Raw genomic sequence first — 15,918 nt, 5'->3', positions numbered from 1 at the left:
ACCTGACGCCGCCGCCATGATTGAAACCGACAAGTTCTCCGCCCCCGACCGCGTGATCGCCGCCACGCCCGCTTCCTCGCACGAAGAGGCATTCGAGCGCGCGCTGCGGCCCAAGCTGCTCGACGAGTACGTCGGCCAGGAGAAGGTGCGCGGACAGCTCGACATCTTCATGCACGCGGCGCGCAACCGCCGCGAGGCGCTGGACCACGTGCTGCTGTTCGGGCCGCCGGGCCTGGGCAAGACCACGCTCGCGCATATCATCGCGCGCGAAATGGGTGTGAACCTGCGCCAGACCTCGGGCCCGGTGCTCGAGCGCCCGGGCGACCTGGCCGCGCTGCTGACCAACCTGGAAACCAACGATGTCCTGTTCATCGACGAGATCCACCGGCTCTCGCCGGTCGTCGAGGAAATCCTGTACCCGGCGCTCGAGGACTACCAGATCGACATCATGATCGGCGAAGGCCCGGCGGCGCGCTCGGTCAAGCTGGACCTGCAGCCGTTCACGCTGGTCGGCGCCACCACCCGCGCCGGCATGCTGACTAACCCGCTGCGTGACCGCTTCGGCATCGTGGCGCGGCTGGAGTTCTATACGGCCGAAGAACTTGCGCGCATCGTCACGCGCTCGGCCCAGTTGCTGGGCGCCCGGATCGACCCGCAGGGCGCGCTGGAAATCGCCCGGCGCGCGCGCGGCACGCCCCGTATCGCCAACCGCCTGCTGCGCCGCGTGCGCGACTATGCCGAAGTCAAGGGCGACGGCACCATCACCCGCGAGACCGCCGATGCCGCGCTGGCGATGCTGGACGTGGACCGCGTGGGCTTCGACCTGATGGATCGCAAGCTGCTCGAAGCCGTGCTGCACAAGTTCGGCGGCGGCCCGGTCGGCGTCGACAACCTGGCCGCGGCGATCGGCGAGGAACGCGACACCATCGAGGACGTCCTGGAGCCGTATTTGATCCAGCAGGGCTACCTGCAACGCACGCCGCGCGGCCGCGTTGCCACCTCGGCAGCCTACCGCCACTTCGGCCTGGCAACACCAGAGAGCGCCGGCGACCTGCCAGTCTGAGGATACCCGGCACCCGGTGGCGATTGCTGCGCCGCCGCAAATGCTCGGGGGGCGCCTCCCGGGCGTCAATTAAACATTTTTGTCCCGCATCCCAAATTTTTTCGAAGTGGATTGCTGGCCCCTGCCCTATTGTCCACAATGGCTTCAACGGTACCCTGCCCAGGGTGCCCCGGCAGCCGTGCCGTTTGGCATGGCCCTCACCATCGCCAAGGAAAGCCATGATCCGTCGTCCGTCCTCCCTGCCAGCCGCGGTGTTCGCGGCTGCCGTGCTCATTGCCACCAGTGCCTACGCCCAGCGTCCGCAGGCCCCGGTCGGCGTTGCCGAGGAGGCCGTTGTCAGCGGCAAGATCATCGATATCGACCCGAACACCAAGGCCGTGCTGGTACAAGGCCCGCGCGGCAATGTCGTCGAGCTGGTGGGCGGCGACGAAGTGAAGAACTTCGGCCAGATCCGCAAGGGGGACATCCTCACCATCGCGCGTGGCGCGGCGCTCGTGGCATCGCTGGAACCGGTGGACAGCAAGGCGACCGCGCTGGCGGAAACGGTGGACCGTACCTCGCGCGCGGCCGAAGGCAGCAAGCCCGGCATCATGCGCGAGATCACCACGACGGTGACGGCGGAGATCACGAAGGTTGACCCGGCCAAGCACCTGGTCACGTTCCGGGGCCCGCGCGAAACCCTGCGCACGGTCAAGGTGGAAGACCCTGCCATAGACCTCAGCAAGATCCAGCGTGGCCAGATGGCAAAGATCGTCTATCGTGAAGTCGTAGCCATCACGGTCAGAGCCCCGGCCGCATCCGCAGCCAATTGACCCCAAGCCAGACGCGGTACTTTACCCCACCAGGAGGTTACCTATGAATCGACGCCATTTTGTTACCCGGGTTGCCGGATCGGGGCTGCTCGTCGCCACCGCGTTCACGGCCGGTTGCACGACGACAGGCACCAAAGGCACAACCGATACCGCGGCAAAAAAACAGGAAATCGATGCAGGTGTCGATGGCGCGCTAAACCGCTTGTTCTCGTCGACCAACGGTTCGCGCGAGTTGGCGCAACGCGCGCAGGGCGTCCTGGTGTTCCCCAAGGTGATCTCGGCCGGCCTCATCGTCGGCGGCGAGTATGGCGAGGGGGCACTGCGCTCCCACGGTTCGAACGTCGGCTACTACAGCACGACGCAGGCCTCGGTCGGACTGACCGCCGGCGGACAGTCCAAGGCCATCATCATCATGTTCATGACGCCCGAGGCCTACAACAAGTTTGTGGCGAGCAAGGGCTGGACGGCCGGCGCCGATGCGAACGTGGCACTGGCCAAGGTCGGGGCCGACGGACGGCTCGATACCCTGACCAGCCAGCAACCGGTGATCGGCTTCGTTCAGACCAACGCTGGCCTGATGTTCGACGTATCGATCAACGGTGCCAAGATCTCGAAGCTCGACATCTGAAGCCGTCGGACGAGGCGGGCGACGCCGCCCGTCTTGCCCCGGATATCCCGGCCCCGGCCGGGATTCTTTTTTTGCGGCACAGCAAGGCAGCCCTCCCGGCTGGCATAATCGCGCGAAAAACAGCGGGCGCAGCCATGCGCACCGACACACCGGGAACCCCAATGTCCGCCCTGCCCGCCGCCCCCGCCCAGACCGGGCGCGTCTACCGCTACTACGATCTTGTCATGGTGGCGTTCGTCACCGTGCTGCTGTGTTCCAACCTGATCGGGGCCGCCAAGGCCGCGCAGGTCACGGTGCCGCTGCTGGGGCCGGTGACCTTCGGCGCCGGTGTGCTGTTCTTCCCGATCTCGTACATCTTTGGCGACGTGCTGACCGAAGTCTACGGCTATGGCCGTGACCGCCGCGTGGTGTGGGCCGGCTTCGCGGCACTGGCGTTCGCCACCTTCATGAGCCTGGTGGTGCTGCACATGCCGGTGGCGCCGTTTATGGCCGACTACCAGAAGAGCCTGGAAGATGTGTTCGGCAATACCTGGCGCATCGCGTTCGGCTCGCTGATCGCCTTCTGCTGCGGCAGCTTCGCCAACAGCTACGTGCTGGCCAAGATGAAGCTGTGGACGGGCGGACGCTGGCTATGGACCCGCACCATCGGCTCGACCCTGGCCGGCGAGCTGGTCGACTCGTCCCTGTTCTACGTGATTGCGTTCTACGGGATCTGGCCGCTGGAGAAGGTGCTCCAGGTCGCGGTGGTGCAGTATGTACTGAAGACCGGCTGGGAAGTCGTGATGACGCCGGTCACCTACAAGGTCGTGAACTTCCTCAAGCGCGCCGAGAACGAGGACTGGTACGACCGCAACACCAACTTCACACCGTTCCGCCTGCGCGTCTGAGCCTCCGGGGTCGACGCCTGGCGCGCCGTCAGGGAACGCGCCGGTCCACTTCGTCGAGCGCCAGCGCTTCGAGGTGGGTCACATCGCCCCACTGGGCCAGCGTCAGGTGGTGGCTGTCGCTGCGCAGGCGGTTGATGCTGGCGTTCAGCAGTTCGTGCTGGCGCGGCGCTTCCAGCGTCATGCCGGTCGCCTCGCGGTAGAGGCAGTCGAGCACGCCGCCGTGGGCAACCAGCGCGATGCGCTCGCCCGGATGCCGGCGCGACAGCGACAGCGCGATCTCGACAGCCCGATCATGGAACTGCGCCAGCGACTCGCCCTGCGGCGGCGCGTAGTCGGGCACGCGCGCCTGCCAGCGGGCAAAGTCCTCGGGCAACTGCTCGGCCACCTCGGCATAGGTCCTGCCCTGCAGGGTCCCGTAGCTGCGCTCGCGCAGGCGCGGCTCGGACCGGACCTTCAGGCCGAGCACCTCGGCCAGCGGTGCCGCGGTCTGCATGGCGCGGCCCAGGTCGCTGGAATAGACCGCGTCGATCGGCTCGCCTGCCAGCGCCGCGGCCAGCGCGCGGGCCTGGGCCTGGCCGGTCTCGTTGAGCGGGATGTCGAGCTGGCCCTGCAGCCGGCGCTCGCGGTTCCAGGCCGTCTCGCCATGACGGATCACGATCAGGTGCGTGTAGGCCAGCGAATGCGGCCCGGAGCTTTGCAACATGCCCTTTCCTTGCGTTTCCTTGCCCTTGCCCGGCGCGGACGCCGGGCCCGCGACCTCAGCCGGCCACCTTGGGATTGAGCGTATAGGTGCCGGTCAGGCTGGCCTGCGCCAGCACATGGCCACGGATGGCTTCCAGCACCTGTGCGCCCGTGAACTTGCCGTCCAGCGGCACGCGATCGAGGTCCAGCGCGTAGACCGTGAACACGTAGTGGTGCAGCAGTGTGTCATTCCACGGCGGGCAGGGGCCGTCGTAGCCGTAGTAATCACCCTTCATGTCGGCATCGCTGGCAAACCAGCCGGTGTAGTCGTTGATGCCGTGGCGCAGGCCGCCCGCGGTGGCCGTGCCGCCGGCCGCATCGGGGCCGGGCTTGCCGCGCGCGATCACGCCGTCGCTGTGCGACCCGGCGGCGATGGTGGTCAGGCCGGGCGGAATGTCGACCAGCACCCAGTGGTAGAAGTCCACGCGCGGCAGCGATGCCGGCACTTCGCGGCCTTCCTGGTTGACGTCGTCCCCTTTGCTCGGGACATCGGGGTCATGGCAGATCAGGACGAAGGACCGCGTCTGGGCCGGCGCGTCTTCCCAATGCAGGTCGGGATTGCGGTTGCTCGACAGCGCGATGTGGGCAGCGGCGTCCGGCACGCAGAAGGCGAACTCGCCGGGAATCGGCGCGTTGTCGGCGAAGGACTTGCTCCAGAGTTTCATTTGTCTCTCCTGTCTGTGGATGGCCGGCGCGGGCGCGGCCATCGTGGTTTTCTGCCGCCTGTGCGGACTGCGGCGGGCTCAGGCGGGCTCAGGCGTTACCGGGCGGCGGCACGCGCAGCCAGAACGTCACCGGGCCGTCGTTGGTCATGCTCACCTGCATCATCGCCCCGAACTCGCCAGTCTGCACATCCGGGTGCGACGCACGCGCGCGCTCGACGAAATACTCATAAAGGCGCCGTCCGTCCTCGGGCGCAGCCGCCGGCGTGAAGCTGGGCCGGGTACCGCTGTTGGTATCGGCCGCCAGCGTGAACTGAGACACCACCAGCAGCCCACCCGCACCGCCGTTGCCGTCCATGTTCTGGACCGGCAGGTTCATCTTGCCGTCCGCGTCGGAAAACACGCGATAGGACAGCATCTTGGCGAGCAGCCGGTCGGCCTGCGCTTCGGTATCGCCGCGCTCGGCGCAGACCAGCGCCAGCAGCCCGGCGCCGATCTCCCCAGTGGTGCGGTCGCCGACAGTCACTCTGGCCTGCGCCACGCGCTGGATCAGTGCGATCATCGCCCGGCTCAGGCCAGCGTCACGCGGGCAAAGCGGCGCTTGCCCACCTGGACCACGTAGGTGCCCGCGGCCACCTTGACGGCCTTGTCGCTGACCGTGGCACCGTCGATCTTCACGCCGCCCTGCTCGATATTGCGGTTGGCCTCGGACGTGGACGGCACCAGGTTGGCCTGCTTGAGCAGCTGCGCGATGCCCAGCGGCGCGCCCGACAGGCTGACGGCCGGGATGTCGTCCGGCACGCCGCCGCGTGCGCGGTGGTTGAAGTCCTCGAGCGCCTTCTCGGCATCGGCCTGGCTGTGGAAGCGCGCCACGATCTCCTGCGCCAGCATCACCTTGCAGTCGCGCGGGTTGCGGCCCAGCGCGATTTCCTGCTTCATCAGGTCGATCTCGGCCAGCGGGCGGAACGACAGCAGCGTGTAGTACTGCCACATCAGGTCGTCCGAGATGCTCATCAGCTTGCCGAACATCTCGTTGGGCGCCTCGGTCACGCCGACGTAGTTGCCCTTGGACTTGGACATCTTCTCGACGCCGTCCAGGCCCACCAGCAGCGGCATGGTCAGGATGCACTGCGGTTCCTGGCCGTATTCCTTCTGCAGCTCGCGCCCGACCAGGAGGTTGAACTTCTGGTCGGTGCCGCCGAGCTCCAGATCGGACTTCAGCGCGACCGAATCGTAGCCCTGCATGAGCGGATAAAGGAACTCATGCACCGAAATGGGAATCCCAGACCGGAACCGTTTGGTGAAATCGTCGCGCTCCATCATCCGGGCCACGGTGTACTTGGCGGCCAGCTGGATCATGCCGCGCGCGCCGAGCGGGTCACACCACTCGCTGTTGTAGCGGATCTCGGTGCGCGCCGGATCGAGCACCAGGCTGGCCTGGCGGTAGTAGGTCTGGGCATTGGCCTCGATCTGCTCGCGCGTGAGCGGCGGCCGGGTGCTGTTGCGCCCGGACGGATCGCCGATGGTCGAGGTGAAGTCACCGATCAGGAAGATGACCTGGTGGCCCAGGTCTTGCAGCTGACGCAGCTTGTTCAGCACCACCGTGTGCCCGATGTGGATGTCGGGCGCGGTCGGGTCGAGGCCGAGCTTGATGCGCAGGGGAACGCCGGTCGCTTCGCTGCGGGCCAGCTTCTGGGCCCATTCGGCTTCGATCAGCAGTTCGTCGCAACCACGCTTGGACACCTCCAGCGCGTGCATCACCGACGGCGTGAGGGGATATTTGGCCGCGGGGCCGGAGGATGCTTCAGTCATGACGTAAGTCGTTGAAATACATGAAAATTTGGCGGATGCGCCACTCGGCCCCGGGCCGATTCTTGGTATAATCCGCGCTTCCTGGCGCCAAGCGGCAACAAGCCGCGCGCCACCCGCCATTCTAGTGCCGACACTAGGCGGCAAATAAAGATGAACAGCACGCGCCGCACCTCGGGGGAGGAAGGCAGACGACGTACATCGTCGCGGCAGCGGTGCCCAGACCAAGGTTGAATTTTACGTGATGTGGTCCAGACTCCGCGAAGTTTTCGCGCGCGAGCTGGTGGTTCTCGTCGACCCGACCAGCCCCCAGCACGCGCGACGGCGCAAGCAACTCACCGCTTCGGTGGGCACGATTTTCACGCTCGGCATGGCCGCCGCCATGGGCGTGGCGCCCCGCAGCGCCTTTAACGACCCGGGTGCTCCGCGCGTGGACGAGCCGCTGCGTATGCCCGATGTGCGCGACCAGCTCGATCAGCTTACCGACATCGATACCGATGCCGTCTACGTGCGCCAGGAGCGCATGCAGCGCGGCGACACCATTGCCTCGCTGCTGCGCCGCCTGGGCGTGGACGATCCCGACGCGCAGGCCTTCATCCTGAAGAACCCGACCGCGCGCGGCCTGTTCAGCCTCAACCCGGGCCAGACCGTGCAGGCGCAGATGGACGACAGCAATATGCTGGTGTCGCTGCAGGCCAACCTCGGCGGCGATGCCGCGACCTCGCGTGAACTCGTGATCGAGCGGGTCGAGCCGGCAAAGGCCGATGGCACGGCGAGCTACAAGGCGCGCGTGCAGAACGTCGACAACGACCTGCGCTACGAGATGGCATCCGGCTCGATCTCCGCGGGCGGCTTCTTCAAGGCCATGGACGCGGCCAACGTGCCCGATGAAATCGTGCAGCAGATGCTGTCGATCTTCTCCGGCGTGATCGACTTCCAGCATGACATCGCCAGCGGCGACCGCTTCCGCATCATCTACGAAGCCGGCTTCCAGGACGGTTCGTTCATCCGCAACGGCCGCGTGGTGGCGATCGAGCTGATCAACCGGAACCAGCTCCACCAGGCCCTCTGGTTCGCGCCCGAAGGCGACAGCAACGGCGCCTATTACACCTTCGACGGCCGCAGCATGAAGCGCCCGTTCCTGCGTTCGCCGGTGGAGTTTTCGCGCGTGTCGTCGGGCTTCGGCGGCCGCGAGCATCCGCTGCACCACGCGTGGGCCCAGCACAAGGGCGTCGACTTCGCCGCGCCAACAGGCACCAAGGTGCTGGCCACCGGCGAAGGCGTGATCGACTTTGTCGGCCGCCAGAACGGGTACGGCAACATCATCATCCTGAAGCACGCCAGCGGCTATTCGACCTACTACGCGCACCTGTCCGGCTTTGCCGGCGTGCAGCAGGGGCAGCGGGTGTCGCAGGGCCAGGTCATCGGCTATGTCGGCCAGACCGGCTGGGCCACCGGGCCGCACCTGCACTACGAGTTCCGCTTCAACGACGTGCCGCAGAACCCGCTGAGCATCGCGCTGATGGAAGCGCCCGTGCTGACCGGCAAGTCGCGCCAGGAGTTCCTGGGCTATACCAGCAACATGCTCAGCCGCATCAACGCGCTGCGCACCTATAACGTCCTTACCGCGGCCAACTGACAGCCGCTCCGCCCGGAGACTCCATGCGCGCGCACGGCGACTGCTATATCGGCATCATGTCTGGCACCAGCATGGACGGCGCGGACGCCGTGCTGGTGGACTTCAGCGGCGAGCGCCCGGCCGTGCTGGCCGCCGCGCACGAGCCCTTCCCCGACGCGCTGCGCGCGGACTTCGGCCAGTTGCAGCAGCCCGGCGACAACGAGATCCATCGCGAGGCGCTGGCCGCCAATGCACTCGCGCGCGTCTACGCGGGCTGCGTCGCCTCGCTGCTCGGACAGGCGGCGCTGCGGCCGGACGAAGTTGCCGCGATCGGCGCGCACGGGCAGACCATCCGCCATCGCCCGGGCCTTTACGACGAGATCGGCTACACGCGGCAAAGCCAGCACCCCGCACTGCTTGCGGAACTGGCGGGCATCGACGTGGTGGCGGATTTCCGCAGCCGCGACGTGGCGGCCGGCGGCCAGGGAGCGCCGCTGGTGCCGGCGCTGCACCAGGCCCTGTTCGGTGACGGAGCCGAAGCGCGCGTGATCTGCAATATCGGCGGCATTTCCAACATCAGCGTGCTGCCCGGCAACGGCGGCGCCGTGATCGGCTTCGACTGCGGGCCGGGCAATGCGCTGCTCGATTACTGGATCGGCGAACAGCTCGGCATGCCGTTTGACGACGATGGCGCGTGGGCCGCGAGCGGACGCATCGACGATGCACTGCTGGCCGAATGCCTGGCCGACCCTTACTTCAATGCCGCACCGCCCAAGAGCACGGGCCGCGACCAGTTCCATCCCGCGTGGCTGGAAGCGCGCCTCGCGTCGCGGGGCACGCCCGCACCGACGCCAGCCGACGTGCAGGCGACCCTGGCCGCGCTGACCGCCGAAGCGATTGCGCGCGATGTCCGCGCCCACTCGCCGCAGGCGCGACGCCTGATCGTTTGCGGCGGCGGCGCCCGCAACGGCTACATCATGCGGCGCCTGGCGCAGGCGCTGCCCGGCCTGTCGGTGCAGACGACAGAAGACTTCGGGGTGCCGGTCTCCCAGGTGGAGGCCATCGCCTTCGCCTGGCTGGCGCGCCAGTGCCTGCTCCGCCTGCCGGGCAATGTCGCCACCGTCACCGGTGCCGCCGGTCCGCGCGTGCTTGGCGCCCTCTACCCCCGCTGATCCACCGCTGATCCACCGTCCGCCGGCCGGACTCATGCCGGCACCGCGGCACCGCTCTCCACCACCCAATCGATGAAGGCCCGCGACAGCGGAGACGCGCGCACGGCCTGCGCGCGCGCCAGCACGACACGCTGCGCGGTCACCGGCTCGCGCAACGGCAGGCAGGCAATGGGCGAGCCGTCATAGCTGTGGTCGCCGGCCGGGCGCGTGCAGGACAGCGCGACCCCATAGCCATGCGCCACCAGGCCGCGTTGCATCTCGAAGCTTTGCGTGTATTGGTGCAGCGTCGGATGCAGGCCGTGGGCCCAGAACAGCGACAGGAAGTACTCACGGGTCTGCGGGATATCCTCAAGGATCAGCCGCTCGGCAGCCAGCTCCGCCAGGCTGATGTCGCGCTGGCCAGCGCGCGCATGGTGCGCCGGCAGCAGCGCGTAAGGCGGCAGGCTTGCCAGCATCCAGCGGTCGACGCGCTGATCGAAGCCGAGGTCATAGGTCAGCGCGAGCTCGGCCTTGCCGGCCTGCAGCGTGCGATGGACGCTCGCCAGGTCCGCTTCGAACAGCGTGACGGAAACCCCCGGATGGCGCTCGCGGAAGCCCGCCAGCAGGCGGGGCACGAAGTACGGGCCCAGATCCTGGAAGCAGATCAACGACAGCCGGCCGCTGAGGCCTTGCTGTCCCGCCTCATCCACGGTGATCCCCGCGGCGAGCGCCAGGATATCGCGCGCCCGGGTGAGCAGGCGCTGGCCTGCGGGCGTGAGTTCCAGGCCGCGGCTGACCTGACGGCGGAACAGCGCCTCGCCCAGCGTGTCTTCGAGTTGCGCGATGGCCGTCGACACGGACGGCTGGGATACGTGGCGCGCCCGCGCGGCGGCGCTGATGCTGCCGTGCTCGGCCGCCGCCACGAAGTATTCGAGTTGCCGGAACGAGAAGGGAATCATGATTTCCTATACTACAGCATAGGAAATATATGCTTTTCCTATTAGTCAGGGTTGCCGATACTGGGATCGTCCCCGTACCGGAGCCTTTGCATGGAAATCACCGCAGAACAGGTCGGCACCTACCAGCGCGACGGCGTGCTGGTGTTGCGCGGCGCCTTCACCGACTGGGTGGAGCGTTTGCGCGACGGCTTTGAACAGAACCTGGCGCAGCCGGGCCCGTTCGCGATCGAGAATGTGTGCGACGGCGAGCGCGGGCGCTTCTTCGAGGACTACTGCAACTGGCAGCGCATCGAACCGTTCGAGGCCTTCATCCGCCATTCGCCGGCCGCTGCCATTGCCGGGCAGATCATGCAGTCACGCACAGCGCAGGTGTTTCACGAGCATATCCTCGTCAAGGAACCCGGCACGGCCAAGGCAACGCCCTGGCACCAGGACCTGCCCTACTACTGCGTGGATGGCCTGCAGACCGCGAGCTACTGGATTCCGCTGGACCCCGTGACGCAGGCCAATACCCTGCGCGTGGTGGCGGGCTCGCACCGCTGGCCGCGTCTTGTCCGGCCCAAGCGCTGGGCCAGCAACGAGAATTTCTATGGCGGCGACGACGCCTTCATGGAAATGCCTGATGTGGAGGACGGCAGTCACACCATTCTGCAGCCCGAACTGGAACCCGGCGACGCCGTGGTGTTCGATTTCCGCACCGTTCACGGCGCTGCCGGCAATACCGGCACCAGCCGGCGCCGCGCGTTCTCGGCGCGCTTCCTCGGCGACGATGTGCGGTTCATGGAACGGCCGGGCCGTACCTCACCGCCGTTCCCCGGCATTGGCCAGCAAACCGGCGAGCGGATGCGGGACGACTGGTTTCCGGTGGTCTGGCGGGCGAAGCAGGAATAAAAAAAGCGCACCCGAAGGTGCGCTTCTTTCCGAAAACGTCTTGCCTCAGACCGAGAACGAAGAACCGCAACCACAGGTGGTGGAAGCGTTCGGGTTCTTGATCACGAACTGCGCGCCGTTGATGTCTTCCTTGTAGTCGATCTCGGCGCCGACCAGGTACTGGTAGCTCATCGAGTCGATCAGCAGGGTGACGCCGTTCTTGACCATCGTGGTGTCGTCTTCGTTGACTTCCTCGTCGAAGGTGAAGCCATACTGGAAGCCTGAGCAGCCGCCGCCCTGCACGAACACGCGCAGCTTCAGTTCGGCATTGCCCTCTTCCTCGATCAACTGCTTGACCTTGTCGGCGGCGCTGTCGGTAAAGACGAACGGTGCCGGCACGTCCTCGGTTGCGGGTGCCTCTGCGACTGCGTTCATGGGGTTCTCCTGAATAGATACGCCTGTATTCTAAGCGCTACTGGAAAATCGTGCCGAAACCCTTGGTTTTCAAGGGCTTCTGCGAAAGATTGCACGTGGTGCTCAGGCCGCTTTCCCGGCTTCCGCGACTTCAAGCGGGGCGCCAGCGTCCTTGGTGTCTTCGCCGGCATCTTCAGCCGCCACCAGGTTCGGCAGCGCCTTGATTTCTTCCTGCCCCAGCGGCACCAGACGCCCTTCGACCAATGCCCCCTGGTGCATTTCGAGCGCGGCATAGCGCACCTCGCCAAGCACGCGTGCGTGTGGCTGGAGTTCCAGCAATTCGCCGGCATGGACGGGCCCCTTCACCGTGCCATTCAGGATCAGGTGCCCGACGGTGATCTCGCCTTCCACCATGCCTTTCTCGCTGATGACCAGCATGCTGGCATTGTCGCCGGCGGCGCGGATATTGCCGCGCACCTTGCCGTCGAGCCGCAGACCGCCTGAAAACACCAGATCGCCGTCGATAGCGGTGCCTTCGCCGATCAGCGTATCGATCGAGAGCCCCTTCTTCTTGGAAAACAACATCCCTCTCTCCTTGACTTGATTCGTCGCCGGCCGAAGCCCTGGCAGCTGCACAGAGCCGGCACGCCTTCACACATCCCGGGGAGCGCGAACTTCGGTTCGCCACAAGACTGCAGGCTGGATGCGATCCTTGTTGTTATCGGCAGGCAACAGCGATTCGAGGAATCGCCACATCGACATTGCGTTGCGTGGCGTCTTCCTGAGCCACGCAGCTGCGGAACGAGCGAACCAATGCCTGTTCGGGCATGGGCCGACCCGGCAGCGGCGCCATTGTATCCGGGCCCAGCCATTGCCCCCACCAACGGAGGGAACGAATTTGTGACTTTTTCACACAGCGCAGGCGCTGTGCCGGCGAACGGGCGAAAAAAAACCGCACGACCAGCGTGCGGCTTTTCTTGCTTCGCGCGATCCGGCAATGCCGGACCGGCGAATACACATCAGCGCTTCGAGAACTGCTTGCGGCGACGTGCCTTGTGCAGACCGACCTTCTTACGCTCGACTTCACGCGCGTCACGCGTGACGTAGCCAGCCTTCGACAGGGCCGACTTCAACGTTGCGTCGTAGTCGATCAGGGCACGGGTGATGCCGTGACGGACGGCACCGGCCTGGCCGGTTTCGCCACCACCGGTCACGTTGACCTTGATGTCGAACGTTTCGGCGTGCTCAGTCAGTTCCAGCGGCTGGCGCACGATCATCAGGGAAGTTTCGCGAGCGAAGTATTCCTTGATGGGCTTGCCATTGACGACGATGTCGCCCTTGCCCGACTTGATGAAGACACGTGCCACGGCGCTCTTGCGGCGGCCAGTACCGTAATTCCAGTTACCGATCATGGATTGGCCTCCTTAGATTTCCAGCGCCTTGGGCTGCTGCGCTTCGTGCGGATGCTCGGCTTCGGCGTAAACCTTCAGCTTCTTGATCATCGCGTAGCCCAGCGGACCCTTCGGCAGCATGCCCTTGACAGCCTTCTCCAGGGCACGGCCCGGGAAGCGCTGCTGCATCTTGCCAAACGTCGTTTCGTAGATACCGCCCGGGTAACCCGAATGGCGATAGTACTTCTTGTCCGTTTCCTTGGTACCCGTGACACGCAGCTTGGCTGCATTGACGATGATGATGTAATCACCGGTGTCGACGTGCGGAGTAAATTCCGGCTTGTGCTTGCCGCGCAGACGGCGTGCCACTTCGCTGGCAACACGGCCGAGGACTTTGTCCGTCGCGTCAATCACGTACCAGTCGCGCTTTACCTCATGAGGCTTGGCGGAAAAGGTCTTCATGATTTTTCCTGACTATTAGAGAACTGCCCGATACTGACTCGCGAAGGCTTGTACTCGCCCCTGCAAGTCTCGTCGGCCGGTCCTTTGGACCTGGCCTTCCTGCTTGTCTTTGCAGGCTCTCCCAACTTCTCTTCCCGCGGGCATGGCGGAAAAGCCGTAGATTATACTGTCGGACGCGAGCCCGGCACAAGCAAAGTCAAGGGATTTCGTCAAGATCACCACTACCGCAGCCGGCCGCGAGCCCAGCCGAGACCCTTGATGCACTTCCCCGGGCGCAGGAAAAACGGCGAAAAAAAACCCAAGCCGGTTGGGGCTTGGGTTTGAATCCACCAAAGGAGGAGGGTGGAGGAGACACTGGGAGATCGACGGTGTTTCTTGCGGGCGGTGCGGAGGGCGTGGCCGGGGGCTTCGCTTTCGCACTCTGGCGCGCTGTCTGCGCCGTCGTTCAATGATTGGAATTATACATGGGGTAATCCCTGATGCAAGCGAAATCTGCACTGCGAAATGCGATTCCACATCATGGGATGAAATCCGCCCTACTCAAAATCTGAATTTTTCCTTTAGAATCAGCATGTTGACGTGAGAACCATACTTTCATCCGGCTGACACATTAGAAGAAACCCTCAGTTTCTTCATGGATATCGGCATCGAGTCCACCGACTTTACGATGTCGTATCCTGGAAAAAGCAAGATTCGAGATCACGCGCTTGTGACCAGAAACACACGACTCAGACAACAGGAACAAACAGAATGGAATGCAAAGTGACATGGATGGGCGCCGAGGGCATGAGCTTCGTCGCCCAGACCGGCAGCGGGCACATCGTCGCCATGGATGGCGCACCGGAAGGCGGCGGCCACAACCTGGCGCCGCGTCCGATGGAGATGGTGTTGCTGGGTACCGGCGGCTGCACCGCCTATGATGTGGTCCTGATCCTCAAGCGCGGCCGCCAGGAGGTCAGCGGCTGCAGCGTGAAGCTCGAAGCCGAACGCGCCAACGAAGATCCCAAGGTCTTCACCCGCATCAACTTCCATTTCGTGGTCACCGGCAAGAACCTGAACCCGGCCACGGTCGAGCGCGCGATCAAGCTCTCGCACGAGAAATACTGCTCGGCGTCGATCATGATCGCCAAGACCGCGGAGATCACGCACACGATGGAAATCGTCGAAGGCTGACGGGGCGTGGAGCCCGGGCAGTCGAGGACCGGCCGGGCAAACATGGGAAGACAAGCGCAAAGCAGGCCGATAAGCCGGATTCTGTGCACGCCACCACACCTTGCGGCGGGCGACGCGTGACAACCATTCCTCTAGGCCGACTGTTGCCAGCCGGCTCCAGCTCCCTACCCGCAGGCTCAGCGGGCCGCCTCGATGCCTGCCTATTTGGGATTGCTCCAGGTGGAGGTTACCGCGTTTCACCCTTCCCGCCAGGAGAACCTGGCGGCAAGACTCGTCTCTGTGGCCCTATTCCGCACGTCACCGTGGATGGCTGTTAGCCAACACCCTGCCCTGTGGAGTCCGGACTTTCCTCCCCTTGCACCTTGCGATGCAAGCAGCGATTGTCTGGCCTGCTTTGCGGCCCGAAGTCTAACACCATTGCGCGCCGCCGGTCAGCCCGCGATCGACTGGCGCCGGCCGGGCCGGAACACCGTCGTGTCGGCGTAGTACGCCGCATCGGCATTGGCATTGCACCAGCCGGGAATCCCCATGACGGGCAATGGCGCGAAGCTGCGGCCGCCGCGCAGCGTGCCGGCGTCGGCAGCCGCCCGCAATGATATGGCCAGAGCGTCATCGACCAGGGTCGATCGGGCCGATGCCGCTGGCAGCGCCAGCGGCCATGCATGAGCCGTGACTGACTTGTAGGGATCCACCATTTTTTCCAGCAGCGCGTGGCCGAACGGCACCACCACGCACTGGCGGCCCCAGTCCTCCCTGCGCCGGACAAACAGTTCCTGCCACTCAAACCCGCGCAACGCCGCCTCGAGGCTGGCGTCGGCGCTGAGGAACAAAACCGCGTTCTCGTCGAACAGCGTTGCGGCATCACGCGCGCCGCCACGGCCGGCCCGGACGCCCGCGCATCCGATCACCTCGGCCTGGATCGCGTTGAGCCGCGCCTTCGCCCGCGGAAAATGCAGCCAGATCAGCGCGTTGAAGAAATCGTGGAGATTGTCGCGGGTCGGCACCGCGCCGGTGGCGTGGATATGCGACTCATAGGCAGTGCCGGCAGGCAACGCCTCTTGCGCGACGAAACTCAGCGGCAGGCCCCGGATATTGCACAAGCCTGCCCGGGCTGCCTGCTCGTTCAGGCACGCGTGCAAGGAAACGCCATCCGCCACGAACTCGGCCAGGCGCGCGCCGATGACCGCAAAGGGCAGGAACCACGGTCGCGTCCAGTCGATCGCCGAAAGAGAAGCGGCGAACGCCTGGTTCGCCGCCGGTGGGACTGCCGTCAATGCC

At 65.5% G+C, this 15,918-nt stretch carries 18 protein-coding genes and 1 other RNA gene; 8 read left to right on the top strand and 11 right to left on the bottom strand.

Features of this window, described 5'->3' with window-relative positions; all coding sequences use genetic code 11:
- The first annotated feature begins 16 nt into the window (after positions 1-16).
- The 4 genes from ruvB (at position 17) to KHO22_RS19625 (ending at position 3,390) form a co-directional block, all read left to right on the top strand.
- The gene (ruvB, locus tag KHO22_RS19640; protein ID WP_211948839.1) at positions 17-1,063 is read left to right on the top strand and encodes a Holliday junction branch migration DNA helicase RuvB; all 1,047 of its coding nucleotides are present in this window, start codon (positions 17-19) and stop codon (positions 1,061-1,063) included.
- A 218-nt stretch (positions 1,064-1,281) separates the two neighbouring features.
- Entirely contained in the window at positions 1,282-1,875 is a 594-nt protein-coding gene (locus KHO22_RS19635) for a hypothetical protein (protein WP_211948838.1), read from the top strand.
- A gap of 43 nt (positions 1,876-1,918) precedes the next feature.
- Complete coding sequence (locus KHO22_RS19630) at positions 1,919-2,503, top strand: BPSL1445 family SYLF domain-containing lipoprotein (protein WP_211948837.1); 585 nt, start codon at positions 1,919-1,921, stop codon at positions 2,501-2,503.
- A gap of 161 nt (positions 2,504-2,664) precedes the next feature.
- On the top strand, positions 2,665-3,390 hold the full coding sequence (locus KHO22_RS19625; protein ID WP_211948836.1) for a queuosine precursor transporter: 726 nt from the start codon (positions 2,665-2,667) through the stop codon (positions 3,388-3,390).
- A 28-nt stretch (positions 3,391-3,418) separates the two neighbouring features.
- Here the strand turns inward: KHO22_RS19625 and KHO22_RS19620 are convergent, their stop codons facing one another.
- The 4 genes from KHO22_RS19620 to tyrS all read right to left on the bottom strand — a co-directional run bounded on the left by KHO22_RS19620 (position 3,419) and on the right by tyrS (position 6,605).
- Entirely contained in the window at positions 3,419-4,093 is a 675-nt protein-coding gene (locus tag KHO22_RS19620; protein ID WP_211948835.1) for a histidine phosphatase family protein, read from the bottom strand.
- A 55-nt stretch (positions 4,094-4,148) separates the two neighbouring features.
- Positions 4,149-4,796, bottom strand: a complete 648-nt coding sequence (locus tag KHO22_RS19615; RefSeq protein ID WP_211948834.1) for a YbhB/YbcL family Raf kinase inhibitor-like protein — start codon at positions 4,794-4,796, stop codon at positions 4,149-4,151.
- A gap of 88 nt (positions 4,797-4,884) precedes the next feature.
- Entirely contained in the window at positions 4,885-5,355 is a 471-nt protein-coding gene (gene dtd, locus KHO22_RS19610) for a D-aminoacyl-tRNA deacylase (RefSeq protein ID WP_211948833.1), read from the bottom strand.
- 8 nt (positions 5,356-5,363) lie between these two features.
- Positions 5,364-6,605, bottom strand: coding sequence for a tyrosine--tRNA ligase (gene tyrS / locus KHO22_RS19605; protein ID WP_211948832.1), 1,242 nt, complete (start codon positions 6,603-6,605; stop codon positions 5,364-5,366).
- Between the two features lie 241 nt (positions 6,606-6,846).
- On the opposite strand from tyrS, the gene KHO22_RS19600 reads away from it, so the two are divergent.
- The gene (locus tag KHO22_RS19600) at positions 6,847-8,241 is read left to right on the top strand and encodes a M23 family metallopeptidase (protein ID WP_211948831.1); all 1,395 of its coding nucleotides are present in this window, start codon (positions 6,847-6,849) and stop codon (positions 8,239-8,241) included.
- 23 nt (positions 8,242-8,264) lie between these two features.
- On the top strand, positions 8,265-9,392 hold the full coding sequence (locus tag KHO22_RS19595; RefSeq protein WP_211948830.1) for an anhydro-N-acetylmuramic acid kinase: 1,128 nt from the start codon (positions 8,265-8,267) through the stop codon (positions 9,390-9,392).
- A gap of 32 nt (positions 9,393-9,424) precedes the next feature.
- On the opposite strand, the gene KHO22_RS19590 is transcribed toward KHO22_RS19595, so the two are convergent.
- On the bottom strand, positions 9,425-10,330 hold the full coding sequence (locus KHO22_RS19590; protein ID WP_211948829.1) for a LysR family transcriptional regulator: 906 nt from the start codon (positions 10,328-10,330) through the stop codon (positions 9,425-9,427).
- Positions 10,331-10,420: 90 nt separating this feature from the next.
- Here KHO22_RS19590 and KHO22_RS19585 point away from each other — a divergent pair, with 90 nt between their 5' ends.
- Complete coding sequence (locus tag KHO22_RS19585) at positions 10,421-11,221, top strand: phytanoyl-CoA dioxygenase family protein (RefSeq protein WP_211948828.1); 801 nt, start codon at positions 10,421-10,423, stop codon at positions 11,219-11,221.
- Between the two features lie 45 nt (positions 11,222-11,266).
- Here the strand turns inward: KHO22_RS19585 and erpA are convergent, their stop codons facing one another.
- The 4 genes from erpA to rplM all read right to left on the bottom strand — a co-directional run bounded on the left by erpA (position 11,267) and on the right by rplM (position 13,467).
- Positions 11,267-11,635 carry an iron-sulfur cluster insertion protein ErpA gene (gene erpA / locus KHO22_RS19580; RefSeq protein ID WP_211948827.1) on the bottom strand — a complete coding sequence of 123 codons (369 nt, stop codon included), beginning with the start codon at positions 11,633-11,635 and terminating at the stop codon, positions 11,267-11,269.
- 102 nt (positions 11,636-11,737) lie between these two features.
- Positions 11,738-12,199: a bactofilin family protein gene (locus tag KHO22_RS19575; RefSeq protein WP_211948826.1), complete on the bottom strand. Its 462-nt coding sequence runs from the start codon at positions 12,197-12,199 to the stop codon at positions 11,738-11,740.
- Between the two features lie 434 nt (positions 12,200-12,633).
- Positions 12,634-13,026, bottom strand: a complete 393-nt coding sequence (rpsI, locus tag KHO22_RS19570; RefSeq protein ID WP_211948825.1) for a 30S ribosomal protein S9 — start codon at positions 13,024-13,026, stop codon at positions 12,634-12,636.
- 12 nt (positions 13,027-13,038) lie between these two features.
- Positions 13,039-13,467: a 50S ribosomal protein L13 gene (gene rplM, locus KHO22_RS19565; RefSeq protein ID WP_010813907.1), complete on the bottom strand. Its 429-nt coding sequence runs from the start codon at positions 13,465-13,467 to the stop codon at positions 13,039-13,041.
- A 750-nt stretch (positions 13,468-14,217) separates the two neighbouring features.
- On the opposite strand from rplM, the gene KHO22_RS19560 reads away from it, so the two are divergent.
- On the top strand, positions 14,218-14,640 hold the full coding sequence (locus KHO22_RS19560; RefSeq protein ID WP_211948824.1) for an OsmC family protein: 423 nt from the start codon (positions 14,218-14,220) through the stop codon (positions 14,638-14,640).
- Between the two features lie 54 nt (positions 14,641-14,694).
- Here KHO22_RS19560 and rnpB read toward each other — a convergent pair.
- Together rnpB and KHO22_RS19550 are read right to left on the bottom strand one after the other, a co-directional pair.
- Positions 14,695-15,036, bottom strand: an RNA gene (rnpB, locus tag KHO22_RS19555) — RNase P RNA component class A.
- A gap of 35 nt (positions 15,037-15,071) precedes the next feature.
- The gene (locus KHO22_RS19550; protein WP_230426935.1) at positions 15,072-15,914 is read right to left on the bottom strand and encodes a DUF3025 domain-containing protein; all 843 of its coding nucleotides are present in this window, start codon (positions 15,912-15,914) and stop codon (positions 15,072-15,074) included.
- Positions 15,915-15,918 lie beyond the last annotated feature (4 nt).

The organism is Cupriavidus yeoncheonensis (genome assembly GCF_905397275.1).
In the GTDB taxonomy this organism is placed as follows: domain Bacteria; phylum Pseudomonadota; class Gammaproteobacteria; order Burkholderiales; family Burkholderiaceae; genus Cupriavidus; species Cupriavidus yeoncheonensis.
Note: the sequence above shows the minus strand (reverse complement) of the source record. Positions and strands in the feature narration are given on the sequence as shown.